Genomic DNA, 23,877 nt, shown 5'->3' with positions numbered 1-23,877 from the left:
TCTGACGCACGCGCCGAGAAAAGCCGCCTCAAGAAAAGCCGCAGCAAGACCACATGGCCCAACCTTCCCGACCTTTCCGCCCCTCGCCGCGCCCCCTCGCCGATCTCATCGATTCCTGTCTCGGCGAGGCTCTGGCGAAGCAGGGATTCGCCGGTTCAGACATCGTGCTCAACTGGCCTGATATTGTCGGCGAGCCGCTCGCGCGGCGCTCGCGGCCGGTCCGCATCGTCTGGCCGCGCAAGGCGACGGGCATGGGCCGCAATCCCGCGCCGCAGGAGCCCGCGACGCTGCATGTCCGCGTCGAGAGCGCCTTCGCGCTCGAACTGCAGCATCTCGCGCCGGTCGTGGTCGAGCGCGTGAACGCCTATTTCGGCTGGGCCTGCATCGGCCGGCTGCGGCTGGAGCAGGGGCCCGTGCCGCGCCCGAAGCCTGCGGGCGCGAAACCAGCCCCCTCGCCGGCCGTGATCGCCGCGGCGGAGAAAGCGGCCGCAGGCATCGAGGATGAAGGCCTGCGCGGAGCCCTCGTCCGCCTCGGCGCGGCCGTGATGGAGCGCGAGCGCCGGGAGCCGCGCACAAAGTCGTGACCTTGCTTCATCGGCTTAGCAGCCGCTTGCCATCGCGAGGCCATGATCGCATAGCCTCAAATTACTAAGAGCCTGTTTGGGAATTGGGATGGGGATTGCGTTGAGCGACGAACGGACGGATGACAGGAGGGAGGCGCAGCCAATGTCTGGCGACATTGGCGAGCCTTCCGACGCATCAGCCGCCATTCGCCACTCAACCCGAAGGACTGCGCCGCTTTTCGCCGCCCGGTTCGTCGCCGGCCTCGACCGTATCCCCGATACGCTCCTTCGGCCGGCTCCTGCCGGAGCGACGAAAATCGGCTGCAGCACAGCCCCATCCGAATTCCCAAACAGGCTCTAAGGCCCAACCGACGGATATCCTATGGACCGCCGCCATTTCGCCGCCGCCCTTGCGGCTCTTCCGCTGACAGCCGCCAGCCTGACCTCCGCGCGAGCGCAGGTCCGCGTCGAGGATCTGATGAAGCCCGCGGGCAATCTGCCTGACGTGGTCATGGGCTCCGCCGATGCCAAGGCGACGATCATCGAATACGCCTCGATGACCTGTTCGCACTGCGCCCATTTCAACGAAACCACCTGGCCGGATCTGAAGAAGAAATACATCGACACCGGCAAGGTGCGCTTCATCATGCGCGAATTCCCGCTCGACCCGCTCGCAGCTGGCGGATTCATGCTGGCGCGCTGCTCCGGCGACAAGCGCGAGGCGATGATCGACCTGCTGTTCCGTCAGCAGCGCAACTGGGCATTCGTCGAGAAACCTGTGGACGCCCTGGCCGCGCTCGTGAAGCAGGCCGGTTTCACACAGGAAAGTTTCGAGAAATGCTTGACGGATCAGAAGCTTCTTGACGGTGTGCTGGCGGTGAAGAACCAGGGTCAGAACGACTTCAAGGTCGACGCGACCCCGACCTTCTTCATTAATGGGAATAAGTATCCGGGCGCCATGTCCATCGACGAGTTCGATAAGATATTGTCGCCCATTGTCGGCAATTGATTCGCGCATTTGAACGCGGACGGTCGCCGGACCAGGGCGGCGTCCGCGGATGAAACTGACCAAACTGCGCATTGCCGGGTTCAAGAGCTTCGTTGAACCCACGGAATTCCTGATTGAGCCCGGCCTGACCGGCGTCGTCGGGCCGAACGGCTGCGGCAAGTCGAACCTTGTCGAGGCCATGCGCTGGGTCATGGGCGAGAATTCGTACAAGTCCATGCGCGCGTCGGGCATGGACGATGTGATTTTCTCCGGTTCGGGCACGCGTCCCGCGCGCAACGCCGCCGAAGTTGCGCTCACCATCGACAATTCCGATCGGCGCGCGCCGGCCGCCTTCAACGAGCATGATGGATTCGATGTCTCGCGCCGCATCGAGCGCGAGGAAGGCTCGGTCTATCGCGTCAACGGTAAGGAAGTCCGCGCCCGCGACGTGCAGCTTCTATTCGCCGACGCCTCCACAGGGTCGCGCTCGCCGGCCATGGTGCGGCAGGGCCAAATCGGCGAGATCATCGCCGCGAAACCGCAGCAGCGCCGGCGCATTCTCGAAGACGCCGCCGGCATCGCCGGCCTGCACGCTCGCCGCCACGAAGCCGAGCTTCGCCTGAAAGCGGCCGAGGACAATCTCGTTCGCCTCGAAGACGTGCTGCGCGAGATCGAGGGCCAGATCGACAGCCTCGGCAAGCAGGCGAAGCAGGCGAGTCGCTACAAGGTCGTCGCCGCCGACATCAGGCGCAACGAAGCGCTGATTTTCTATCTCACCCATCGCGAAGCGAAGACTCAACTCGCCGAGGCAGAGCGTTCGCTGGAAGCTGAAACGCGCCTCGTCGCCGACCGCACGGCGGCGCAGGCCGCTGCAGCCACCGCGCAGGCGATCGCCGCATCCTCGCTGCCGGGCCTGCGCGAATCTGAAGCTGCCGCCGCCGCCGCGCTGCAGCGCCTCCTCGTCGCCCGCGACACGATCGACGCCGAAGAGCGCCGCGCCCGCGAACGCGCCGCCGAGCTCGAAATGCGCGCCGCCGAACTGGTGCGCGACATCGAGCGCGAGACCGCCCTGGCGGCCGACGCCGTCGCCACGCTGAAGCGCCTCGACGCCGAGGTCGCCACCCTGGACGACGACGAGGACGGGTCCGGCGAAGCCCGCGAAATGGCTGCAGCCCGCCAGCTCGAAACCGAAGCCGCTCTTGCCGAGGCCGAAGCCGAACTCGACGGCATCCAGCGCCGCGTGTCCGATATCTCCGTTCGCCGCGACGCCGCCCTGCGCGCCGCCGCCGAAGAGGAAACCCGCGTTCGCCGCCTGCATGAGGAGCAGGAGCGCATCCTGCGCGAACTGGAGGCGATCGCCCAAAGCCTCGGCCCTGACGCTGACCCCGCGCCTTTCGCCGAGGCGTTCGCCGCGGCCGAAGAGGCCGCCGAGGAAGCCGATGGCCGGCTCGAAGCCGCCCGCGCTACTCTTGCTTCGGCCCGCGAAGCCGAAAGCCGGCTGCGCCAGCCCGCCTCCGACGCCGACCGCAAGGCCCAGCGCCTCGAAACCGAGGTCGCCACGCTGAAGAAATTGCTCGCCGGAGCCGGCGGCGATCTCTGGCCGCCGGTCGTCGAGTCGATCTCCGTCGCCAAAGGCTATGAGACGGCCCTGGGAGCCGCGCTGGGCGACGATTTGGACGCCTCGCTGGAGGAATCAGCCCCCGCCCATTGGGCCGCTCCAGGGGCGTCTGAGGGCGATCCAGCGCTGCCCGAGGGCGCGCGGCCGCTGACCGATTTCGCCCAGGCGCCCGCCGTCCTGCAGCGCCGCCTGCGCCAGATCGGCGTCGTCCGCCGCGTCGACGGCGCCCGCCTCCGCGCCCTGCTGAAGCCCGGCCAGCGGCTGGTCTCGGTCGAAGGCGATCTCTGGCGCTGGGATGGCCTGACGACCGCGGCCGAAGCGCCGACCCCGGCCGCCCGTCGGCTGGCCGAGAAGAACCGTCTCTCCGATCTCGAAGCAGAGGCCGAAACCGCGCGCACAGCGGCCGAAGCCGCCCGCGCTGAACTCGAAACCACGATTCAAGCCGTCCGCGCCGGCGCCCAGTCGGAAGGCGAAGCCAACAACATCTCCCGTCAGGCCCGCGCCGCGCTCGACGCCGCCCGCTCGCGCGCCGCCGCAGCCGAGCGCCGCCGCGCCGACGTCGCCGCGAAGACCTCGGCGCTGGGCGAAGGCAAAGCCCGCGTCGAGGCGAGTCTTGCGGAAGCCGAAGGCCGTCTGGTCGAGGCGAAGGCGGCGACCGAAACGCTGCTGGTGACGCCTGAGATGGAGCAGGAGCTGTCGCTCCGCCGCGCCGGCGTCTCCGAGGCCCGCGCCGCGCTCGGCGAGGCCCGCGCCAATGCTGTGGCTCTCACGCGCGAAGCGGAAGCGCGCGCGAGGCGACGCGCGGCTATCACCGCGGATCGCGAAGGCTGGGCGAGCCGCCGCGAACGCGCCGCGGTGCAGATCGACGAGTTCGAAGCGCGCATCGCCGCCGCTCGCGCCGAGAAGGAACAGCTCGACGAGGTCCCCGGCCAGCTCGTCATCAAGCGCCGCGCGGTCGTCCACGAGATCGAAGGGGCCGAGGCGAAGCGCAAGGAAGCCGCCGACGCACTGGTGCAGGCCGAGACCTCGCAGGTCGACGCTGATCGCGCCGCGCGCGAGGCGCTCGCGGCCATGTCGGAGGCGCGCGAGGCCAAGGCCCGCGCCGAAGCGCGCCTCGACGCCGCGACCACGAAGCTCGCCGACACCGAACACGCCATCACCGAAACGCTGGAGACGACGCCGGACGCGCTGCCGGCCATGGCGGGGATCGAACCCGGCGCGGACCTGCCCGCAATTTCCGACGTCGAGCGCAAATTGTCTTCGATGAAGGCGGAGCGCGAGCGCCTTGGCGCGGTCAATCTGCGCGCCGATGTCGAGCTCGAGGAATCGACTGCGAAGAAGGACAGCCTGATCAGCGAGCGCGACGATCTCACCGAAGCGATCAAGAAGCTGCGCACGGCGATCCAGAGCCTCAACAAGGAAGGCCGCGAGCGTCTGCTCGGCTCCTTCGACACTGTGAATAATCATTTCAAGGAGCTGTTCACGCTGCTGTTCGGCGGCGGCGCGGCGGAATTGCAGTTGATCGAATCAGATGATCCGCTGGAAGCCGGCCTTGAGATCATCGCGCGGCCGCCGGGCAAGAAGCCGCAGGTGATGACGCTGCTCTCGGGCGGCGAGCAGGCGCTGACGGCGACCGCGCTGATCTTTGCGGTGTTCCTGACCAACCCGTCGCCGATCTGCGTGCTCGACGAAGTCGACGCGCCGCTCGATGACGCGAACGTCGAGCGCTATTGCGATCTGCTCGCGGACATGGCGTCGAAGACCGACACGCGCTTCATCGTCATTACGCATAATCCGATCACGATGGCGCGCATGGACCGCCTGTTCGGCGTCACCATGGCCGAGCGCGGGGTGTCGCAGCTCGTCTCGGTTGATCTGCAGACCGCAGAGCGGGTCATCCAGGCGGCGGAATAAAGCGCTCTTTCTTTCAACCGTCATCCCGGGGCGCCGCGAAGCGGCGAGCCCGGGATCCACTGTGCAGCTTCTCGATTTTTGGATTCCGGGCTCGCGCCTACGGCGCGCCCCGGAATGACAAACTTAGGAACGCGCGCAGCGCCATCACTTCCCGAAATGATGGAACACCATATCAGGCGCGCTGGTGTTGTGCCGCGAGGGAACGAGGCGCCCCGTCCACACATCGGTCGCATGCGCCTTGCCGAACGCCATGATGTTCTCCTCGCGCCAGCTCTTCGCCGTCGGCTCCTTCACCGCGATGCGTGCGACATCCGCGTTGAACTCCGTGACATACATCGAGCGCAGCAAGCCGAATGGCTTGCCGCCTGAAACAGCCTTGCTCAGCTCGACTTCGAGCACCATGCGATTGTCGTCGATTGTCGCCATCTTCAGCGTTCCCGTCGATCCGTCCGCATAGGTCATGGTGAAGGTCTTCGTCTTGGGATCGAACGCGATCTCCTTGAGATTGACCACAGGCCGCCCCGAATCCTGCTCGATCGGGCCGACGACGAACGAGCTGCCATAGGCCGACCAGCGCAGATGTTGCGGCGGCAAAGGCCGCGCGCGCCAGTAGCCGTCTGGCGGATAAACGACGAGCACTTCTTCCGAACGATCCTTGGTCAGCATCCAGACCTGCACGAGATGCAGCCCATGCTCGACGCGATCGCCGACGCGCACCGGCACGTCGTTCTTCCGCCAGAAGCTCGGGAAGGTGTAGCCGACGAGCCAGAGATCGATCGATTCATAGAAGGTGATCTTGCGCGGCTGGGCGGGAAAGGAAGGATCGCCGGTCATATCGCAATTGGTCCAGTCGGCGTCCCAATTGTCCCGCTGCAAAGTGTTGATGTAATTCGGATGCGCCGCCTCGATCGTGAAACGCCGCGCCTCGGGCGACGTGAACAGGATCGAGACATTGTCCTTCTCGGCGCAGAGCTGCGGCTCCGACTGGTTCGCGACATCAACGGCGATGCCGGGCGGGCGCGGCCGCGGCGGCGATTGCTGGGCGCGGGATGGCGCAATCATCGCGACCAGCGCCAGCGAGACCGTCAAAGCGCGACTTCCAAACCAGCTCGTCATTCCGGGGCTTCGCGAAGCGAAGAACCCGGAACCCAGGAGAACGCGCAGTCGCACGAGCATTTTCCGGATTCCAGGCTCCGCGTTGCACGCGATCCCGAAATGACGGAGACCGGAAGAATGCAGCGCTACATGGGCAATTCTTCGTACAGATCGCGCCAATCCGGATTCATCTCCTCGATCAATCTCAATTTCCATGCGCGCTTCCATTTCTTGATGTCTTTCTCGCGATCGATGGCTTCGTCGGCGGTCGGATACTCTTCATACCAGACAAGCTTGTCCACATTGTATTTTGAGGTGAATCCTTTGCGGGTCTTTTGCTTGTGATCCCACACGCGCCCTTCAAGATCGCTCGTAACGCCCACATACAACGTGCCATTTCGCTTCGACGCGAGAATGTAGACGTAGAACGTTTTCACAATTCAATGCCCCGCTCAGGTCGTCATTCCGGGGCTTCGCGAAACACGAAGAGCCCAGACCCCGAAAAATAGCGACGCGGCGGCAATGGTCTGGGTCCCGGGCTCGTCGCTCCGCGACGCCCCGGGATGACATTAACTTGAAAGATTCAGCGCCGCATACACATCGCCCGAATTCGCCTCATGGGGCAAATTCGCGATGATGTCGGCCATCTCCGCGCCCGAAGCCCAATCCTCACGCATCAGGATCTGGCTCTCGCCGAGCGCGAGATTGAAACGGTATTTCCCGAGTTTTGCGAGACGATCGAGGCAGGCGAAAGCGACGTCGCGCTGGATCGTCGTGAACTCGAACGAAAGCGCGCGCAGCGGCCGCGACAGGCCGTCGAGCACGCTGGCCTCGAATCCCTCGACGTCGATCTTCGCAAATTGCGGCTCGCCATGACGCGCGATCAACGCATCGAGCGTCGTCATCGGCACGACGCGCTCTTCGTCCCAGCACTGCCCTTCCCATCCGATCGCGCCGTCGGCCGCGTGAATGAAGGCGGACGCCGCGGTGGAGACTGTGGGATTGGCGCTGTTGATGCGCAGCGCGATCTCGCCTTCGCGATCGCCGCACGCGGCTTCGATCAGCGTCACTTCTGCGTCGCGGCCATGGATGAGGCGGATCGCGCGCGCCGGCAGCGGCTGCGGCTCCAGCGCGACGACGCGCGCGCCAAGCCGGCGAAAACTCGAAATGCGATCGCCGACATGGCTGCCGATATCGAAGGCGAGATCGCCTGCTTTCAAAAAGCGCGCATAGAGCCGATCCATCGCCTCATTGCGCGGCTTGTCGCCGTGATAGACGCGCAGCGACCGGGCGACAGACCGCCAACGCGGCTGCATCGAGATCAGGCCGCCGCTTGCGCCTGCGCAGCCGGCGCGACGCGCACCGCGCGCACTTCATCAGGCGTGGCGATCTCTTCAGGAATCGCGCAAAGCCCGAGCTGTTCCAGGCGCGCGCCAAGTTCGGGAGACGCTGTGATCATCGCAAAGGGAATCGCGAGGAGATAGCCGGCGGTCAACGGTAGCGACCAGATCAGCAGCGCAGGCGACAGCGCGAGAAGCGAACCGCAGATCACGAGGCCGAAGAAAAGCTGCGGCCACAGACCCGCGAAGGCGGTCCGCAGCGACACGCCATGCGCATCGCGCGCCTGCCCGCCCCACGAAATCTCCGAGCGGCCGAACACAAGGCCGATCATGAAGAGCGTCGTGCGGAAGGTGGAGACGGCGCCCTGCAGGAACGAGAACAGCAGTTCCGTCACGACGCCCGCGAGAAAGCGCGCCGCTCCGCCATAGCGCGCAACGCCGCCGCGCGTGAGCAGGATATCGAGAAAGCCCGCGAGTTTCGGCATGAGATACATCAGGAAGAACAGGCCGTAGAGAGTCATCGCAAGGCCCGCGGGATAGTCCGCGATGTTGCGGTCCTCGATCGCCTTGATGGGCGAAAGCGCGATCATCAGCGTGAAGGCCGGCACGCCCAGGAACATCAGGATCGCCCAGACGAGTTGGAAACGGCTCATCGGCTTGAGACCGGGAATATCGAGCAACTTGAGATATTGCAGATTGCCGAGGCACCAGCGCAGGTCACGGCGAACGAATTCGAGAATCGTCGGCGGATTCTCTTCCCAGCTTCCGTCCTCCAGCGGCAGCACACGCGCCTCGTATCCGGCGCGGCGCATCAGCGTCGCCTCGACCTGGTCATGCGACATGACATGGCCGCCAAGCGGCGGCCCGCCAGCCAACACGGGAAGTTCGCAGAACTCGCGGAATGGCGCGATGCGCACCATGGCGTTGTGGCCCCAGAAGGGCCCGCAATCGCCCGTCCACCACGCGCTGCCCATGGTGTAGGCGCGCATGCCGTGACGCATGCCGAACTGGAAGATCCGCGCGAAGGCCGACGAGGACGGCATGCCGACGACGAGGCTCTGCAGGATGCCGAGTCGGGGATAGGCCTGCATGATGCGCGCAAGGCGCAGGATCGCCGCGCCGGACATGAGCGAATCCGCATCAAGCGGCAGCATCAACTCGTAGTCGCCGCCCCGTTGCTCGCAGAAATCACGGACATTGCCGGCCTTGAAGCCTTCATTGGTGAGGCGCCGGCGATAATGGATGCGCGCGGCGTCGACGCCGGCTTCGCGCTTCCACGCCGCAACGGCCTCATCCTCGCGCAGCTCGATGTCGAGCCGGTTGGTGTCGCTGAGGATGAAATAGGAGAACCATTGCCCCTCGCCCGTCGCGTCGAGGCTTTCCTTCACGGCGCGCAGGCGGGCGAAGGCGCGCGAGGGATCCTCGTTGCGGAGCGTCATCAGCACGGCTGTCTTGACCCGGATTGGCTCGGCTGCATCGCCTGCCGCCGCGAAGGGAGCGACCTCGGCAAAGCCGTCCTTCGCGCCATGCAGCAGCCAGAGGCCGATCAGCGCGTTCCAGAAGCCGAGCACGGACCAGGGCAGGCCGACGCCGAAACAGATGAAGATGACGACATCGGTCGCGGTCCAGCCGCCGGCCCCGAGCAGGACCGCCATTCCCGCCATCATCACGGCGTAGGTCGCGACATTGAGACCGGCGACGAGCGCGCGACGCCGGAACAGCTCGCCGGCGGGCTGGATTCCGGCAGGCGTCAATGGTGTATGGGCCACGGGAAGCTCGATGGACGCGCAACCAGCGCTCTCTATCAACGGCCCTGCCTGAACAGAAGATGAGTGTGGATCAGACCAAATCCCCGCCTGACGCGGCGCGTGCGCTCTGGACCGTCGCGCCCGGGCGCGCCGAGTTGCGGCCGGAGCCCGTGCCGGCGCCGGGACCCGACGAGGTCGCCGTGCGCGCCCTCTGGTCCGGGCTCTCGCGCGGCACCGAGCGATTGATGTTCGATGGCCGCGTGCCGGAATGCGAATGGGAGCGCATGCGCGGCCCCCATATGGGCGGCGCGTTCCCCTACCCCGTGAAATACGGCTACTGCGCCGTGGGCGAAATCACCGGCGGCGCGCCTGACCTCACGGGCCGCCTGGCTTTCGTGCTCCATCCCCATCAGGAGGCGTTTGTCGCGCAGGCCTGCATGGCCGCTGCGCTGCCAGATGGCTTGCCGCCGCGCCGCGCCATCCTCTCCGCCAACATGGAGACAGCGCTCAACGTGATCTGGGATTCCGGCGCCTCGGCCGGCGACCGGATCGCGATCGTCGGCGCCGGCGCGGTCGGACTTCTCGTCGCGTTTCTCGCAGCGCGACTGCCCGGCGCGGAAGTGCTGGTCGTCGATCACGCGACAGACCGGCGTCCGATCGCCGAAGGCTTCGGCGCGCGCTTCGCAACGCCAGATGCGGCGCAAGGCGAAGCTGATGTTGTGATCCACACCAGCGCGACCGCCGCCGGCCTCTCGACCGCGCTGGCGCTCGGCGGCCATCAGGCTGCGATCGTCGAGGCGAGCTGGCATGGCGACAAAGATGTGCCGGCGCCGCTCGGTCGCGCCTTTCATTCGCGGCGCCTGCGGCTGATCTCGTCGCAGGTGGGCGGGATTCCACCGCTGCGCGCGCCGCGCTGGACCCATGCGCGTCGCCTGAGAAAGGCGATGGAGTTGTTGCGCGACGATCGTCTCGACGCGCTCATCACAGAGGAGATCGCGTTCGCCGATCTGCCGGCCGCGATGCCGCGCCTGCTCGGGCCTGACGCGCCGGGCCTCGTCACCGCTATCCGTTACTAGCTGCGACAATGTTCGATTTTCTCTCCTATATGGCCCCACTGTCGTACATTTGGCTGGCGCTCGGCTTTCTAGCGACCGCAGCAATCTTTAAGGCTCTCGGCTTTTCCTGGGGCGGCGCATTCGGCGCAGCCTTCATGACGACTGTCGTCATCGGAGGTTTGGTCGGTGTCTTCCAGAGGATTGGCGAATGGCGGCGCGAAAATGCGCGGCAAGAAAAGATTACTGAAGCACGCAAAAGAATGCGTGCAGCGCCAAATGCTTCAGAAAGGATTTAGAAATGTTCACCGTTGAAGTTCGCGATCGCATCATGATCGGCCATTCGCTGCCCGATCCCTTTTTCGGGCCGGCGCAGGGCATGCATGGCGCGAGCTTCATCGTCGATGTCGCGTTCTTCCGGGAGAAGCTGACCGACAAGAATGTCGTGGTCGATATCGGCGCGGCGCTCGACGTGCTGAAGGCGACGCTGAAGCCGCTGGCCTATCAGAATCTCGATGCGCTGCCGGAGTTCAAGGGCACGCTCACCACGACGGAATTTCTCTGCAAGCATGTCTTCGATGCGATCGCGAAAGCCGCGAAATCGGGCGCGCTCGGCGAGGACGGCAAGGGCCTCGCCAAAATCAAAGTGACGCTGCACGAGCATGATGTGGCGCGCGCCTGGTATGAAGGCGCTGTCCTCTGAGCGCGCCTGAAACGCCGATGCCGCAGGCCTTTTTCGTCATTCCCGGCGATCTGTCGTCGCCGACCGGCGGCTACGCCTACGACCGGCGCGTGCTGGCGCTGGCTGAGAAGTATGAAATTGATCTGCGTCACCTCCCCTTATCGGGCGCATGGCCAGCTCCGACGGCAGAGGACATTGCAGCAGCGGCCGCTGCCATCGCGGCCACCCCAGGCGACTCGATCCTTCTGATTGACGGGCTCGCTTATGGCGCGATGCCGACCGATCTGATCCGCGGCTTTCACCGGCCTGTCGTCGCGCTTGTGCACCACCCATTGGGGCTTGAAGCGGGCCTCAATCCCGCCCGCGCGCAAAAATTTCTTCAAACAGAAAAAGAAGCGCTGGCGCTGGCGGAATCGATCATCGTCACGAGCGCGATCACCGGCAAGACGCTGATCGATGATTTCGGCGTCTCATCTGAAAAGATCATCATTGCGGAGCCGGGAGTCGACGAGGCGCCGCGCGCTCATGGTTCGGGCGGCATGCATATTCTCGCCGTCGGATCGGTCATTCCGCGCAAGGCCTACGACGTGCTGATCGACGCGATGGCGCGCATCGCTGACCGCGACTGGACCCTCTCGATCGTGGGCGGATTGAATTATGCGCCAGAAACCGTTGCGCAGGTCCGCGAGATGATCTCCGACCATGCGCTCGATGGCCGCGTGAAGCTCCTCGGCGCCTTGTCGGCTGATCAGCTTGCGTCAGCCTATGACGGCGCCGATCTCTTCGTGATGTCGTCGCTTTATGAAGGCTACGGCATGGTCGCGACCGAGGCGCTGGCGCGCGGTCTGCCCGTGGTCTCCACCACTGGCGGCGCGCTGGCGGACACCGTGCCTTTCGAATGCGGGCTCAAGGTTCCGCCGGGCGATGCCATTGCGTTTTCCGATGCGGTGGCGCGCATGATTGACGATCACGCGCTGCGCCAGCGTTGCGCCGATGCAGCCTGGGCGCATGCGGCGACGCTGCCGCGCTGGAGCGACACGGCGGCCGCGATCGCATCTGTCTTGTACGAGGTGATGCGAGGCCTGCGATGAGCGGATTTTCCGCCGACTGGCTGGCGCTGCGCGAACCCGCCGATCACGCCGCGCGCAATCGCGACATTCTCTCCGAGGTCGCGGCGCATTTCGCCGGCGCGGACCATCTCTCGATCATTGATCTCGGCTGCGGCGCCGGCTCGAATCTGCGCGGCGCGGCGCTTGCGCTTCCCGCCTCGCGGCAAAGCTGGACGTTGATCGACTATGATCCAACCTTGCTCGCCGTCGCGCGCGATCGTCTCGCGGCATGGGCCGATCGCGCGGAGAGTCAGGGCGAGGAACTGCTGATCGAAAAAGCCGGCAAGGAAATCGCTGTCGATTTCCGTCGCGCCGATCTCAACGCCGATGTCGATCGCGTGCTGGGCTGGCGGCCCGATCTCGTGACGGCGGCCGCATTGTTCGATCTCGTCTCCGCGGATTGGATCGACCGCTTCGTTGCGTCGCTCGCGCGCCACCGGCTGCCGCTCTACACCGTGCTCACCTATGACGGCCGCGAGGAATGGACGCCGCCGCATGCGCTCGACGCCGGCATCCATCGCGCGTTCCTTGAGCACCAGCGCCGCGACAAGGGCTTTGGCCCGTCCGCAGGACCGGATGCGATCAGCAGGATGGCTTCAGCGTTCGCCGCCAGCGGCTATCGCGTCGCGACTGGCGACAGCCCGTGGAGATTGGGCGCCCGCGAAGCCTCGCTCGCCGAGGAACTGATCGCAGGCATCGCCCAAGCGGCCGGAGAGACCGGATTTGCGCCGGACGGCGTAGCGGCCTGGCGAGAGGCCAGATTGGCGTCGCTCGCCCAATCCGATTCAAGCCCCCTTGTCGGCCACCTCGACCTCTGGGCGCGCCCGGCCTAGCGCTTCAGCGGCCACCAGCCGATCATGCGGTTGAGCACGCCGTCCTGCTTGATCACGCCATGCATGAGCGCTCCGCCGATATGCGCGAGGATCAGGGCCGCCATGAGCAGGGCCGCGTAACCGTGGATGGCGAGGATGGTCTCGCCGAGCGGCGGATTATTTGGCAGCAGCGGCGGCAGCGAGAAACCGCCCAGCGTCTCCCGCGCCCCATAGGCCGAGACGCCGGCCCAGCCCAGCAAAGGAACAACGGGCAGAAGCACATAGAGCAGATGATGGACCGCGCCTGAGGCGATGCGCTCCAGCGGGGTCAGCGTCGCGGCGGGCGCCGGGGCGCCGGCCCGGACGCGATAGACGATCCGCATGCCGACCAGCCAGAACACGAGGAACCCCACCGTCTTGTGCGTGGTGTAGAGCGTGTTCGTGAGTTCGTCGAAGTTGGTGATCGCGCCCCGGCGCACCATGTAAAGGCCAAGCGGGATCATCCCCAGCACCGCGAAGGCGGTGAGCCAGTGAAGCCATTTCGCAGGCGGCGAATAGCCGGTTGGGCTGGTCATGCGGCGGACCTCAGACCTGAGCGCTCGCCGGATTGGACATCCGACCGACAGGCGACGACCGAAGGATGCGCTGGCGCGGGCGGCCCTCGCAAGCCGTCGCCATTCACGTCTTGGCGCGGAACACTGGAGATTGGTTTGGCGTTCATCGCCCGGTCATGATCTGTCATCTAACGCTCACTGGTTGTAGGAATGGTGCTGCGCCAAATACCATTCACGATCTGTTTATTGGATCGGCGCGAGACAGTGTGAAGAGTCGCCCCGCATGTTCAGCCTGATCCCCAACAGCGACGTAATTTCCGTCGAGCGCGCGATCGCCGAATTCCGCGCGGGCCGGCCGGCCCTGATCGAACAGGACGGCGACGCGGCGCTGGCGATTGGCGTCGAAGCCTTCGACATCGATCTCGCAACCAATCTGGAAAGCTTCGCCGCCGGCCGCGCCCGGCTGGTGCTCCCTTCGGCGCGGCTCCGCCGTCTTGGCGTCGAACGCACGACGCCCGGGGCCATTGCTTTGCCAGCGATCGATCTCTCTCGCATCGAGCGCCTGTCGCTGCACATCGACGGCCGCATCGACGCGCCGGTCGCCTGCGCGACCAAGCTCGACGAAGCCGCGATCGAACTCGCCGCCCTTTCCTATGCGCTGCCCGCGCTTGTCGTCGTTCCCCTCACTGCGGACTCCGCGATCGATCCCGCGATTGTGAAGGTCGATACCGTGTCGCTCTTCGGCTATCGCCGGGCGAAGCTGCGCGATCTCCGCATCGTTGGCCGCGCGCCGGTTCCGCTCGAGGGGGCGCCCGACAGCGAGTTCGTCGTGTTCCGCGGCGGCGAAGGCCTACGTGATCAGGTGGCGATCATCATCGGCCGGCCTGATTTCAACCAGCCGGTGCCGATGCGCCTGCATTCCGCCTGCCTCACCGGCGATCTCTTCGGCAGCCTGAAATGCGATTGCGGCGACCAGCTTCGCGACACCGCCCAGGGCATGGCGCGCGATGGCGGCGGCGTAATCCTTTATCTCGATCAAGAAGGCCGCGGGAATGGCATCGCCAACAAGATGCGCGCCTACAAGCTGCAGAGCCAGGGCTTCGACACCTATGACGCCGACGAGGTGCTCGGCTTCGAAGCGGATCAGCGGCGCTTCGATTTCGCCGCCGAGATGCTGCGCCAGCTTGGCGTCGCGCATGTCCGGATCATGACCAACAATCCGCAGAAGATCGTCGCGCTGCAGCGCGCCGGCCTCGACGTCGTGTCCGACCAGCGCGTGCTGGGCCGCCCGACCGTCGAGAATGTGCGTTACCTCGCCTCGAAGCGCGATCGCGCCGGCCATATCATCGACTTCGACGCGCTCGCCGCGCGCGCCCGGCCGAAGGAATAGCAAGCCGCAGTTGGAATGCGGCTGCGCGCGTCTTCCATCCAATGTCATTCCGGGGCGGCGCGCAGCGCCGAACCCGGAATCCATTCCCTGCGTGAGATAACTGGATTCCGGACAGCCGCTGCGCGGCTTCCGGAATGACGGTCGAGGGGATGACGCTGCCAGAGAAGCGAAGCGCCGCTCGCTGGCCGCTTCTTCCCGTTTTCGCTCTGTTCGCGCTTTGCTGGACGATCTGCTGTTGGCCCTGGCTGTCCGGCCAGGTGACGATCCCGTGGGACGCGAAGGCGCACTTCCAGCCGCAGCTGCAATTCCTCGCGCGCTCGCTTCACGCCGGCGAATCCCCATTCTGGACGCCGAATGTTTTTTCGGGTTCGCCGCAGATCGCCGATCCGCAATCCCTGATCTTCTCGCCGCCCTTTCTGCTGCTCGCGCTGATCGAAGCGGCGCCGAGCTTCCGCGAAACGGACGCTGCGACCTTCGGCGCGCTGCTGATTGGCGGATGTTTTGTGATCCTGTTTTTTAGGGACCGCCAATGGCATTGGGGCGGCGCGGTTCTCGCGGCGCTGATCTTTTCTTTCGGCGCGTCGTCGTCATGGCGCGCGCAGCATATCGGTCAGATTCTGAGCCTGAGCTATTTGCCCATTGCGCTTTGGCTGCTCGATCGCGCTCTGACGCGAAGCTCCCTCATCTATGGCGCGCTCGCCGGATTCGCCGCGGCGCTGCTCGTGCTCGGGCGCGATCAGATTTCGCTGCTTGGCGTCTATCTTCTCGCCGGTTGGCTCGTGACCTTCTGGCTTACGGTCGAGGATCGCTGGCGGAGTTTTCGCGCGAGCCTTGCGCCCTTGATCGCCGGCGCCATCGTCGGCGCGCTGATCACGCTGCCGCCGGTGACATTGACCTGGCTGCTCGCCGAACAATCCAACCGGCCCGAGATCGATCTTGTCGGCGCCGGCCGCGGCTCCCTCCATCCCGCGCTGCTGATCACCGCGGTCATTCCGCATCTCTTCGGCGCCGCCTACGAGATGGAGAAATATTGGGGACCGCCGAGTTTCGCGTGGCGCGACACCGGCCTCTTCATCGCGCAGAACATGGGCGTGATGTATCTCGGCGCCGCGCCCTTCCTTCTGCTTCTCGCGCGCGGATTTCTGCGCGGGGAATTATGGTCGCGCGAGATCAGGTTCTTCTCGATCGCAGCGGCGCTGCTGCTGCTTTACGCGCTCGGTTGGTACTCGCCGGCCTTCCACGCCTTCTACGAAGTCCTGCCGGGCGTGAAGCTCTATCGCCGTCCCGCCGACGCGACGTTTCTCATCGGCTTCTGTCTTGCCTATTGCTGTGGCTGGCTCGCCCATCGCTGGCTGAGCGCGGCGCAACCAGCGACATCGCGCTCACGGTTTGCGCTGAATTTTCTTCTTGTCACCGCCTGCTTTGCTTTCGCGATTGGGCTTGGCGTTCGCATTGATCGTCTCAACATGACGCCGGTTCCTCTCGCCTGGGCTGCAATCTCCTTCGTCGCAGGAGCGGCGGCACTTTATCTCTCGTCGCGATGGGCTGCAGGCCGCACGATGCTCGCCGCGCTGGCTCTTGTCGGCGTGACGACGATCGATCTCGCCTTCAACAATGGGCCGAATGGCGCGAACGCGCTGCCGCCCGAGACCTACGACGTGCTGCGACCGGACAGCCGTAACGAGACGATCGCGCTGCTCAAAGCGAAGACGCAGGCGACCGCGTCGCCGGATCGTCGCGACCGCATCGAGCTCGCGGCGCTTGGCTTTCACTGGCCGAACGCCAGCCTCGTTCATGGGCTCGAAAATACGCTCGGCTATAATCCGCTCCGGCTTGCGCTCTACACCAGAGCGACAGGCGCGCAGGATCATGTCGCGCTTCCCGATCAGCGCGGCTTCTCGACTCTCGCGCCATCCTATCATTCGCTGCTCACGAACATGCTCGGGCTGCGCTTCATCGCGACAGGCGTTCCGATCGAAGAAATCGACAAGAACTTGAAACCCGGCGAATGGGCGCTGATCGCGAAAACGAAAGACGGCTTCGTCTACGAAAATCCCGATGCGCTGCCGCGCGTGATGCTGGCGGCGCGCGCGGAGAAAGCCGATTTCGATCAGCTCCTGAAAGACGGGAAATGGCCGGACTTCGATCCGCGCGCGACAGTGCTGCTCGAACAGGCGCCTGATGCGCAACAGGCGGAAAGGCGCTCCGGCGCAGCGCGCATCTCATCCCATCGCAACACGGCGATCGAGATCGATGTCGATGCGCCTGACGGCGGCTGGCTCGTGCTCAACGATCCCTTCATGCCCTGGTGGTTCGCGACGCTCGATGGCGCGCCTGTCGTGATCGAACGCGCCAACGTGCTGTTTCGCGCGGTGGCGATCCCGCCGGGATCGCATCACGTCGCCTTCCGCTTCCGGCCGTTCCGTGGAGCCCTCGCCGAGCTTCAGGAGCGGATGCGCGGGAAGTCCGACTCGCCCAAATCCCAGTAGAGTCCGGCCATCAGGCCGAGCGCCTCGCGCACCAGTTCGATCGGCACATGCTCGTTCGGCGCGTGCTGCGAACAACCGGGATAAGAATGCGGCGCCCACACCGTGGGAAGTCCAAGCAGATGGGCGAAGATGTCGTTCGGCAGGCCGCCGCCGAGATTGGGCAGGATCGCCGGTTTCTTGCCGCTCGTCTCCTGAAAGGACTTCGCGGCCCAGCGGACATAGGGGTGATCGGGATCGAGCCGGGTGGCGCCGAAACGCTCGTCGCCCAGCGTCGAGACCTTCACCATGCCGAGCCCTTGCCGATCGAGATGACGGCGGATCGCCGGCGCGACGCCCATGGGATCGACGCCGACGACGAAGCGGAGCTGGCAACGCGCCCAGGCGCGCGGCGGAATGGCGTTCACAGGCGTCGCCGGCGTGCCGCACTCGAAGGCGAGCACCTCGAAATTACACCAGCCGAACACCTTCTCGGACGCTGTCAGGCCCGGCTCGCCCCACCAGGGCTCGATCTCCGGACCGTCGGGCCCGCCATCGACGACGCAATCCGCAAGCGCGCGTCGCACCGACTTCGGGATGTGATCGGGCACCAGCTCGTGCAGGCGGATCTGGCCGTTCGGCCCGACGATCGACGCGATCGCGTGCGAGAGCAGAATGCCGGGATTCGAGAGCAGCCCGCCCCAGTTGCCGGAATGATGGCCGCCCTCGCGCGCATTGATCTCAAGATCGATCGCCATGCCCCCGCGCGCTCCAAGGAAAAGCGTCGGGCGCTCGGCCGATAGGCGCGGCCCATCGGACGCGATGAGGAGGTCGGCCTTGAACAGGTCGCGATGTTCCGCGCAGACCTCGCGCAGGCCGGGCGAGCCCGTCTCCTCGCCCATCTCGATCAGCCATTTCGCGTTGAAGCCAAGCTTGCCGCGCTCTTTCAGAACCTGCGCCTGCGCCGCGAGATTGATCGCGTGCTGGCCCTTGTTGTCGACAACGCCGCGGCCGTACCAGCGGCCGTCCTTCTCGATCAGCGCCCAGGGCGACAGGCCGGGCTTCCACATGGCGTCAAGGCCGCGGATGACGTCGCCATGGCCATAGCCCAGCACGGTCAGGGCGGCGGGGTCCTCGATGCGCTCGGCGAATAGAAACGGGCCGCGCGCATTCGGATTGGTGAGGATGCGCGTCGAGAAGCCCATCGCGGTCAGCGCCGGGATCATCTCCTCTTCGAGATAGCGACGAAGATCGGCGGCGCGGTCGGGGTTCTGGCTCTCGGTCGGAATGGCAAGGCGGCGCGCGAGATCGCTCTTGAAGGCGCCGGAATCAAAATGCGCATGGGCGGCGGCGATGGCGGCGGCGCGGGTCATGTGAAGTCCTCGAACAAGCCTGAGCGGCCTATCCGATCACATCAGGGATGACCATTGCGACGGCCGGTCGCGCAGCGAGATCACGATGGTTTGGGACGGAATCCGTCCAAAACCATCGTGATCGATTCCAAAAGTTCAGAGCGGGATCGGCGCGAAAGACCTGTTTCGTCTTTTTCACATCCCGCTCTGCCGCAAAAGAAAAGGCCCGCCGAAGCGGGCCTTCGCATCCGGTTGAGGCCGGAGCTTATTGGCAGACGCGCACGCGACGAACGACGTAACCCTGGCGATAGTCGCTCCACACCGACTGGCGCTGGATGTAGCAGCCGCTGACATAGGTCGGCTGCGCGGCGGAGGCCGCGATCGCGCCGAGCGCAAGCGCGCCGACGACGCCGGCGGCGACGGCGCCGCCATTGTAGCCGCGACGCCAGTAGGCTTCCGCGGACGAGGTCGTGATGGTCATGGCGCCAGCGAGCGAAAGGGCGGCGAGGGCGGCGGTGAGGGTCTTCTTGAAAGTGGTCATGGTCAGCTCCCGTGATTGCGGTCGGAACGTTGCGCTCCGAGTGACGCCTTTCTGGAGCGCGACCTGACGTAACGATGTGTGGCAGCGCACGCGCACGAACTTTTATTGTTTCGTCTGTTACAGCGCCCGAAACAATGTTGTGCCTACGGCGCGCGGCGAACTTTGCCTGCATCGATAGCGGCGAATGCATCCGGGCTTGTTGCGGCGCGAGAAAGAATGCTTGTCTTGCAATGGGCGTCTTCGCCGACGTCATTGCGAAGGCTGCGTTCGCGCGCGACAGTCGTAGCCATGAACGCCGCGTCGCCGGGAGAGCAAAATGAAAGTCGCTTTGATCCAGATGAATTCCGACACGGACAAGCAGGCCAATCTGGCGCAGGCGCGCGAGCTGATGGAGCAGGCGATCCGCGAGGATCAGCCTGACTGGATCATGCTGCCGGAGGTGTGGGACTATCTTGGCGGCCGCAAGCCGGATCAGCAGGCGGCCGCAGAGGAATTGCCGGGCGGCCCGGCCTGGACGCTCTGTCGCGATATCGCGCGCGAGCACAAGGTGTTCGTCCATGCCGGCAGCATTCTGGAGAAAGTCCCGGGCGAGGATCGGCTGCACAACACGACCGTGGTCTTCAATCGCAAGGGCGAAGAAGTCGCGCGTTACCGCAAGATCCATCTCTTCGACATCACGACACCCGATGGCTCCGAATACAAGGAGTCCGCGAGCTTCGCGCCTGGCGACGCCGTGGTGACCTATGATTGCGAAGGCGTCACGATCGGCTGCTCGATCTGCTATGACCTGCGCTTCCCCGAACTGTTCCAGGCGCTGGCGCGCAAGGGCGCGCAGATGATCGCGCTGCCCGCCGCTTTCACGCTCGCGACCGGCAAGGATCACTGGGAGGTGCTGCTGCGCGCACGCGCCATCGAGAACGAAACCTATGTCGCCGCCGCCGCGCAGACCGGCCTTCACAATGAAGGCAATGAACGACGCGCCTGCTACGGCCATTCGCTCGTGATCGATCCCTGGGGCCATGTCATCGCGAAGGCATCGGATGGCGTTGGTACGGCCGCGACGCGCATCGATATGAAGCGAGTGGACAAGGCGCGCGCGCAGATTCCGGTGGCGCAGCACAAGCGGCCGGAATTGTTCGCGTAGAGCGGCGCAACTTCCCCAAATTTGTCATCCCGGGGCGCGCGGAAAGCGCGAGCCCGGGATCCAGAAAAAGGTTGAGCGGCGCGATCTTCCGGGTGCCGGGTCCATCGCTTCGCGATGTCCCGGGATGACAAACTGGATCACCCCTTCGTCGCGCCAGCCGTAAGGCCCGACACCATATATTTGCGGAAGACGTAATAGATCGCCGCAGGCGGGACCGCATAAATCAACCCTGTCGTCATCAGCAGCGGCCAGGGCGAATCGTCTGCGGCGAGGAAATTCCCGAGCGCCACCGGCAGCGGAATCGACGTGTCGCGCGAGAGAAGCAGGAACGCGTAGAGATATTCGTTCCAGGCGAGCAGAATCGCATAGGCGCCGATCGCGACCAGCGACGGAACCATCAGCGGGATATAGACGAGCCAGAAGAGCTGCATCGGCGACGCGCCGTCGATGACAGCGGCTTCGTCGAGCTCGACCGGCAGCTTGTCCGACGCCTGTTTGAGCACCCAGATCGCGTAGGGCGCGGCGATCGTCATCATCGCGATGATGAGAGCCCACTGACTGTTGAGCAGACCGTACAGCCCCATCACGCGATACATCGGCACGGCAAGGAAGGCGGCCGGGATAAAGTAAGTGAAGAGCGCCATGTTGAGCACGATGCGCCCGCCCTTCACCTTCAGCCGGCTGATCGCAAACGCGGCGAAGGTCGCGACGATCAACGTCAGGATGCCCGTCATCGCGGCGATGAAGCAGGAATTCCAGAGCTGCCGCCAGAAATTATTGAGATAGTAGTGCTTCTGGCCGAACACGATGATGAAATTGTCGAGCGTCGGATGGGTCGGCCAGAGATTGCCGGAGAAGGCCGAATCCTTCGACGAGAAGGCGAACAGGGCGAGATGATAGATCGGCAGGATGGTCCAGATGAAGACCGGAATGCCGATCAGCAGCAGCTTCGCTTCGGTGGTGATGGAGCGGAGGATCGGACGATTCATTTCGAAAGCCGCTTCATCATGAAATAGACCAGCGGCAGGATGATCGGCAGCGCGCATACGATCGTCGCCATCGACATGTCGACTTCCGCGAGGCGGAGATAGCGAATGCCGAGCGTCGCCAGCACATGGGTGAGATCGGCGGGTCCTCCGCCGGTGAGGAGATAGACGCTGTTGAAATCGCCGAGCGTCCAGATCGTCGAGAGCAGCGCGCAGGTGAGATAGAGCTGCGAGATCGATGGCCAGGTGATGAAGCGGAATTTCTGCACGGTCGATGCGCCATCGACCGAGGCCGCCTCATACATGTCGTTCGAGATCGCCATGCGCCCCGAAAGCAGGATCAGCGTCCAGAACGGCAGCGACTTCCAGATATGGACGAGCATCGCGAAGGTCAGCGCGAGCCATGGTTCGTTCAGCCAGTTCGGGCCGTCCTCGAAAGTCAGCTTGAACCAGGTCTGGTTGATGATGCCCCATTCCGGATTGAGCATGAATCTGACTGACAGGATCGTCGGGATCGACGGCACCGCCCAGGGCAGAATGAAGAGCACCGAAAGCCAGCGGATCCATTTCCGGTCGTTGAGAAAGAATCCGGAGAGTCCGAGCGCAATCACCATCTTCACATTGATGGCGACGAAGATGAAGACGAGCGTGTTGACGACCGCGCGCGCGAAAATCGGATCGTCATAAAGCTTGACGTAGCTCTCCGGGCTGTGCGCCAGCCAGAAAGCGTAAAACACGGGATAGATGACGAAGAGCGCGAAGACGGCGAGATAGGGGACGACAAGGATGATCCCCCAGATCTGCCATTGCGACAGCCCGCCCTTTTTGGCGTCGCCTGAGAAAGATGCGGGGCCTTGCGCGACAGTCGCGGTCGACATGAATGTCTCCCGTGCAGGAGGCGCGGCGACTTCAAAGCCGCCGCGCGGTTACGAGGTCAGCCCGCGACCTGCTTGATGCGGGCGATCAGTTCATCCGTGGCTTTATCGACCGGAATCTTCTCATTGATGATCCGGTTCATCGCCTTCGCCCAGACGTTCTCGTTGTTGAGCACGGTGAACTTGTAATTCTTGGTGAATTCGAACGTCACCGTGCCGTCCTTGTACTGATTGTAGACCGAGCGGCGATGCGGATCAGCCTGCCAGAACGGCTTTTCCTGACCTGCCTTCGTCACCGGGAACCAGCGGCCGAGCGCGCCTTCCACATAAGGTCCGAGATTCTCTTCCTCAAGCAGGAAGGTCACGAACTCCTTCGCGCGCGCCTTGTTCTTGGCATTGGCGAAGATGACACCCGTTTTGACTGCGGTGCGATAGCGCATCGGCGTGCCGTCCGGCTTGTTCGGGAAGCCGGCCGTGCGGATCAGCTCGTCATAATTCTTCTTGGCCTGCGCCCGCTCTTCCGGCTTCAGCGCTTCGTTGTTGGCGTCATCGAGCCACTTCGCGGCGATCGAGATCGTCGCATTGTGGGTAAGCACGGTCGTCTTGTTGTGGAAGGCGACGTTGTTATCAGGATCCTTCCAGCTTGTCGCCGACGGCGGCACGCAGCCCTTGGTGTAAGGCTCGGTGTAATCCTTCAGCGCGTTGGCGAGGCCTTCCTTCACCTTGGGATCGTCGACAAGCAGCTTGCCGTTATCGTCGACCAGCTTGACGTTGTAGGCGTCCATGAAGGTCAGGAACGAATAGAAACTGTCGCTGGAATCGACGCCGAGCGGCTGGCCGATGCCGAAATTGCGCGTGCCGGACGCGCGGCGATAGGCTGGCTGCACCTTGTCGCACCAGAAAGCCCAATAGCCTTTCCAGTCCTTCGGAATGTCGCTTTCCTTGAATCCGGCCTGCTGCAGCATGTCGAGCCAGAGCTCGATATGCATCGTCTGCTGCTTCAGCGGAAAGGCGTAATAGGCCTTCGCCTTGGTCTTGTCGTTGTAGAGGAACGTCGTCTCGATCGTGTTCGGCGCGAAGCGATCCTTGATCGGATTGATGACGCCGGAGACATCTTCGAGAATGCCGTCGAACGCCCATTTGCCCGTGACCTGGAAGTCGTAGACGTCGGCATAGGCCACGTCAGGCACCGAGCCCGAATCGATCGCCGCCACCGTCTTCGGAATCATGTCCTGGACAGGATATTGCGACAGCTCGACCTTGACCTTCGACTTTTCCTCGAACTTCTTGATGGCCGCGTAGAGCGCGTCATCTTCTGACTTGTAGAAGCCCTTCACCCACCAGACATTGAGGACTTCCTGCGCTTTCGCCGGCGCGACGAGCGCGAGCGAGACGGACGCCAGCGCCGCTGCGATCAATTTCTTCATCAATAAACCTCCCTAAGAGCCCGGATATTTTGTGACGACGCGCGTGGCGCGAGCGTCGCCACGCAACATCTGCATTTTCTGCGGATGCGTCCGGCTTTCCCCGATCATAGGGCGCCGGCGCAGTCCACGAAATACGGAAGTCGAACCTCAGCCTCTCGCGTGCGCACCCGACGCAGGCCCCCGCCCGCGTTGAGATTGGATGACAGCGCTCAAACGAATGAC

Annotated in this window: 21 protein-coding genes; 11 read left to right on the top strand and 10 right to left on the bottom strand. The window is 64.5% G+C overall.

Features of this window, described 5'->3' with window-relative positions; genetic code table 11:
* Positions 1-53 precede the first annotated feature (53 nt).
* From L8F45_RS24715 to smc, 3 genes are all read left to right on the top strand, one after another.
* Entirely contained in the window at positions 54-584 is a 531-nt protein-coding gene (locus tag L8F45_RS24715; protein WP_342360488.1) for a DUF721 domain-containing protein, read from the top strand.
* A 361-nt stretch (positions 585-945) separates the two neighbouring features.
* Positions 946-1,572 (top strand): DsbA family protein, encoded by a 627-nt coding sequence (locus tag L8F45_RS24710; protein WP_342360487.1) that lies wholly within the window; start codon positions 946-948, stop codon positions 1,570-1,572.
* Between the two features lie 49 nt (positions 1,573-1,621).
* Complete coding sequence (gene smc, locus L8F45_RS24705; protein WP_342360486.1) at positions 1,622-5,083, top strand: chromosome segregation protein SMC; 3,462 nt, start codon at positions 1,622-1,624, stop codon at positions 5,081-5,083.
* 144 nt (positions 5,084-5,227) lie between these two features.
* Here smc and L8F45_RS24700 read toward each other — a convergent pair whose 3' ends face one another.
* From L8F45_RS24700 to mdoH, 4 genes are all read right to left on the bottom strand, one after another.
* Complete coding sequence (locus L8F45_RS24700; protein ID WP_342360485.1) at positions 5,228-6,199, bottom strand: hypothetical protein; 972 nt, start codon at positions 6,197-6,199, stop codon at positions 5,228-5,230.
* A 125-nt stretch (positions 6,200-6,324) separates the two neighbouring features.
* Entirely contained in the window at positions 6,325-6,615 is a 291-nt protein-coding gene (locus tag L8F45_RS24695) for a GIY-YIG nuclease family protein (protein WP_342360484.1), read from the bottom strand.
* A gap of 132 nt (positions 6,616-6,747) precedes the next feature.
* A complete protein-coding gene (locus L8F45_RS24690) occupies positions 6,748-7,494 on the bottom strand; it encodes an FkbM family methyltransferase (protein WP_342360483.1) in 747 nt (248 codons plus the stop codon).
* Positions 7,495-7,499: 5 nt separating this feature from the next.
* Entirely contained in the window at positions 7,500-9,287 is a 1,788-nt protein-coding gene (gene mdoH / locus L8F45_RS24685; protein WP_342360482.1) for a glucans biosynthesis glucosyltransferase MdoH, read from the bottom strand.
* A 59-nt stretch (positions 9,288-9,346) separates the two neighbouring features.
* On the opposite strand from mdoH, the gene L8F45_RS24680 reads away from it, so the two are divergent.
* From L8F45_RS24680 to L8F45_RS24660, 5 genes are read left to right on the top strand one after another with little or no spacing between them, the layout of a single operon-like run.
* A complete protein-coding gene (locus tag L8F45_RS24680) occupies positions 9,347-10,342 on the top strand; it encodes a zinc-dependent alcohol dehydrogenase (protein WP_342360481.1) in 996 nt (331 codons plus the stop codon).
* Between the two features lie 8 nt (positions 10,343-10,350).
* A complete protein-coding gene (locus L8F45_RS24675; RefSeq protein ID WP_342360480.1) occupies positions 10,351-10,617 on the top strand; it encodes a hypothetical protein in 267 nt (88 codons plus the stop codon).
* A 2-nt stretch (positions 10,618-10,619) separates the two neighbouring features.
* Entirely contained in the window at positions 10,620-11,021 is a 402-nt protein-coding gene (locus L8F45_RS24670) for a 6-pyruvoyl trahydropterin synthase family protein (RefSeq protein ID WP_342360479.1), read from the top strand.
* A 17-nt stretch (positions 11,022-11,038) separates the two neighbouring features.
* A complete protein-coding gene (locus tag L8F45_RS24665) occupies positions 11,039-12,091 on the top strand; it encodes a glycosyltransferase family 4 protein (protein ID WP_342360478.1) in 1,053 nt (350 codons plus the stop codon).
* A complete protein-coding gene (locus L8F45_RS24660) occupies positions 12,088-12,942 on the top strand; it encodes a class I SAM-dependent methyltransferase (RefSeq protein WP_342360477.1) in 855 nt (284 codons plus the stop codon). The genes L8F45_RS24665 and L8F45_RS24660 overlap by 4 nt, the downstream gene beginning before the upstream one ends.
* Here the strand turns inward: L8F45_RS24660 and L8F45_RS24655 are convergent.
* The gene (locus L8F45_RS24655; RefSeq protein ID WP_342360476.1) at positions 12,939-13,496 is read right to left on the bottom strand and encodes a cytochrome b; all 558 of its coding nucleotides are present in this window, start codon (positions 13,494-13,496) and stop codon (positions 12,939-12,941) included. The genes L8F45_RS24660 and L8F45_RS24655 overlap by 4 nt on opposite strands.
* 262 nt (positions 13,497-13,758) lie before the next feature.
* Between L8F45_RS24655 and ribA the strand changes: the two genes are divergently transcribed.
* Both ribA and L8F45_RS24645 read left to right on the top strand, forming a co-directional pair.
* Positions 13,759-14,865 carry a GTP cyclohydrolase II RibA gene (ribA, locus tag L8F45_RS24650; protein WP_342360475.1) on the top strand — a complete coding sequence of 369 codons (1,107 nt, stop codon included), beginning with the start codon at positions 13,759-13,761 and terminating at the stop codon, positions 14,863-14,865.
* A gap of 134 nt (positions 14,866-14,999) precedes the next feature.
* On the top strand, positions 15,000-17,354 hold the full coding sequence (locus tag L8F45_RS24645) for a hypothetical protein (protein ID WP_342360474.1): 2,355 nt from the start codon (positions 15,000-15,002) through the stop codon (positions 17,352-17,354).
* Here L8F45_RS24645 and L8F45_RS24640 read toward each other — a convergent pair.
* A complete protein-coding gene (locus L8F45_RS24640; RefSeq protein ID WP_342360473.1) occupies positions 17,309-18,703 on the bottom strand; it encodes a M20 family metallopeptidase in 1,395 nt (464 codons plus the stop codon). The genes L8F45_RS24645 and L8F45_RS24640 overlap by 46 nt on opposite strands.
* A 244-nt stretch (positions 18,704-18,947) precedes the next feature.
* A complete protein-coding gene (locus L8F45_RS24635; protein ID WP_342360472.1) occupies positions 18,948-19,223 on the bottom strand; it encodes a hypothetical protein in 276 nt (91 codons plus the stop codon).
* 316 nt (positions 19,224-19,539) lie between these two features.
* On the opposite strand from L8F45_RS24635, the gene L8F45_RS24630 reads away from it, so the two are divergent.
* On the top strand, positions 19,540-20,367 hold the full coding sequence (locus tag L8F45_RS24630) for a carbon-nitrogen hydrolase family protein (RefSeq protein ID WP_342360471.1): 828 nt from the start codon (positions 19,540-19,542) through the stop codon (positions 20,365-20,367).
* Positions 20,368-20,504: 137 nt separating this feature from the next.
* Here L8F45_RS24630 and L8F45_RS24625 read toward each other — a convergent pair whose 3' ends face one another.
* From L8F45_RS24625 to L8F45_RS24615, 3 genes are read right to left on the bottom strand one after another with little or no spacing between them, the layout of a single operon-like run.
* Complete coding sequence (locus L8F45_RS24625) at positions 20,505-21,356, bottom strand: carbohydrate ABC transporter permease (RefSeq protein ID WP_342360470.1); 852 nt, start codon at positions 21,354-21,356, stop codon at positions 20,505-20,507.
* The gene (locus L8F45_RS24620) at positions 21,353-22,231 is read right to left on the bottom strand and encodes a carbohydrate ABC transporter permease (protein WP_342360469.1); all 879 of its coding nucleotides are present in this window, start codon (positions 22,229-22,231) and stop codon (positions 21,353-21,355) included. The genes L8F45_RS24625 and L8F45_RS24620 overlap by 4 nt, the downstream gene beginning before the upstream one ends.
* Before the next feature lie 56 nt (positions 22,232-22,287).
* Complete coding sequence (locus tag L8F45_RS24615; protein WP_342360468.1) at positions 22,288-23,655, bottom strand: ABC transporter substrate-binding protein; 1,368 nt, start codon at positions 23,653-23,655, stop codon at positions 22,288-22,290.
* Positions 23,656-23,877 lie beyond the last annotated feature (222 nt).

The sequence above is a fragment of the Terrirubrum flagellatum genome, from assembly GCF_022059845.1.
Classification (GTDB): domain Bacteria; phylum Pseudomonadota; class Alphaproteobacteria; order Rhizobiales; family Beijerinckiaceae; genus Terrirubrum; species Terrirubrum flagellatum.
Note: the sequence above shows the minus strand (reverse complement) of the source record. Positions and strands in the feature narration are given on the sequence as shown.

Coding starts and splice junctions, on each gene's coding strand:
- L8F45_RS24630 (WP_342360471.1), top strand. CDS start 19,540: ATGAAAGTCGCTTTGATCCAGATGAATTCCGACACGGACAAGCAGGCC.
- L8F45_RS24625 (WP_342360470.1), bottom strand. CDS start 21,356: ATGAATCGTCCGATCCTCCGCTCCATCACCACCGAAGCGAAGCTGCTG.
- L8F45_RS24675 (WP_342360480.1), top strand. CDS start 10,351: ATGTTCGATTTTCTCTCCTATATGGCCCCACTGTCGTACATTTGGCTG.
- L8F45_RS24690 (WP_342360483.1), bottom strand. CDS start 7,494: ATGCAGCCGCGTTGGCGGTCTGTCGCCCGGTCGCTGCGCGTCTATCAC.
- L8F45_RS24665 (WP_342360478.1), top strand. CDS start 11,039: ATGCCGCAGGCCTTTTTCGTCATTCCCGGCGATCTGTCGTCGCCGACC.
- L8F45_RS24640 (WP_342360473.1), bottom strand. CDS start 18,703: ATGACCCGCGCCGCCGCCATCGCCGCCGCCCATGCGCATTTTGATTCC.
- L8F45_RS24710 (WP_342360487.1), top strand. CDS start 946: ATGGACCGCCGCCATTTCGCCGCCGCCCTTGCGGCTCTTCCGCTGACA.
- L8F45_RS24660 (WP_342360477.1), top strand. CDS start 12,088: ATGAGCGGATTTTCCGCCGACTGGCTGGCGCTGCGCGAACCCGCCGAT.
- L8F45_RS24680 (WP_342360481.1), top strand. CDS start 9,347: ATGAGTGTGGATCAGACCAAATCCCCGCCTGACGCGGCGCGTGCGCTC.
- L8F45_RS24700 (WP_342360485.1), bottom strand. CDS start 6,199: ATGACGAGCTGGTTTGGAAGTCGCGCTTTGACGGTCTCGCTGGCGCTG.
- smc (WP_342360486.1), top strand. CDS start 1,622: ATGAAACTGACCAAACTGCGCATTGCCGGGTTCAAGAGCTTCGTTGAA.
- L8F45_RS24620 (WP_342360469.1), bottom strand. CDS start 22,231: ATGTCGACCGCGACTGTCGCGCAAGGCCCCGCATCTTTCTCAGGCGAC.
- L8F45_RS24655 (WP_342360476.1), bottom strand. CDS start 13,496: ATGACCAGCCCAACCGGCTATTCGCCGCCTGCGAAATGGCTTCACTGG.
- L8F45_RS24670 (WP_342360479.1), top strand. CDS start 10,620: ATGTTCACCGTTGAAGTTCGCGATCGCATCATGATCGGCCATTCGCTG.
- L8F45_RS24635 (WP_342360472.1), bottom strand. CDS start 19,223: ATGACCACTTTCAAGAAGACCCTCACCGCCGCCCTCGCCGCCCTTTCG.
- L8F45_RS24715 (WP_342360488.1), top strand. CDS start 54: ATGGCCCAACCTTCCCGACCTTTCCGCCCCTCGCCGCGCCCCCTCGCC.
- L8F45_RS24615 (WP_342360468.1), bottom strand. CDS start 23,655: ATGAAGAAATTGATCGCAGCGGCGCTGGCGTCCGTCTCGCTCGCGCTC.
- ribA (WP_342360475.1), top strand. CDS start 13,759: ATGTTCAGCCTGATCCCCAACAGCGACGTAATTTCCGTCGAGCGCGCG.
- L8F45_RS24645 (WP_342360474.1), top strand. CDS start 15,000: ATGACGGTCGAGGGGATGACGCTGCCAGAGAAGCGAAGCGCCGCTCGC.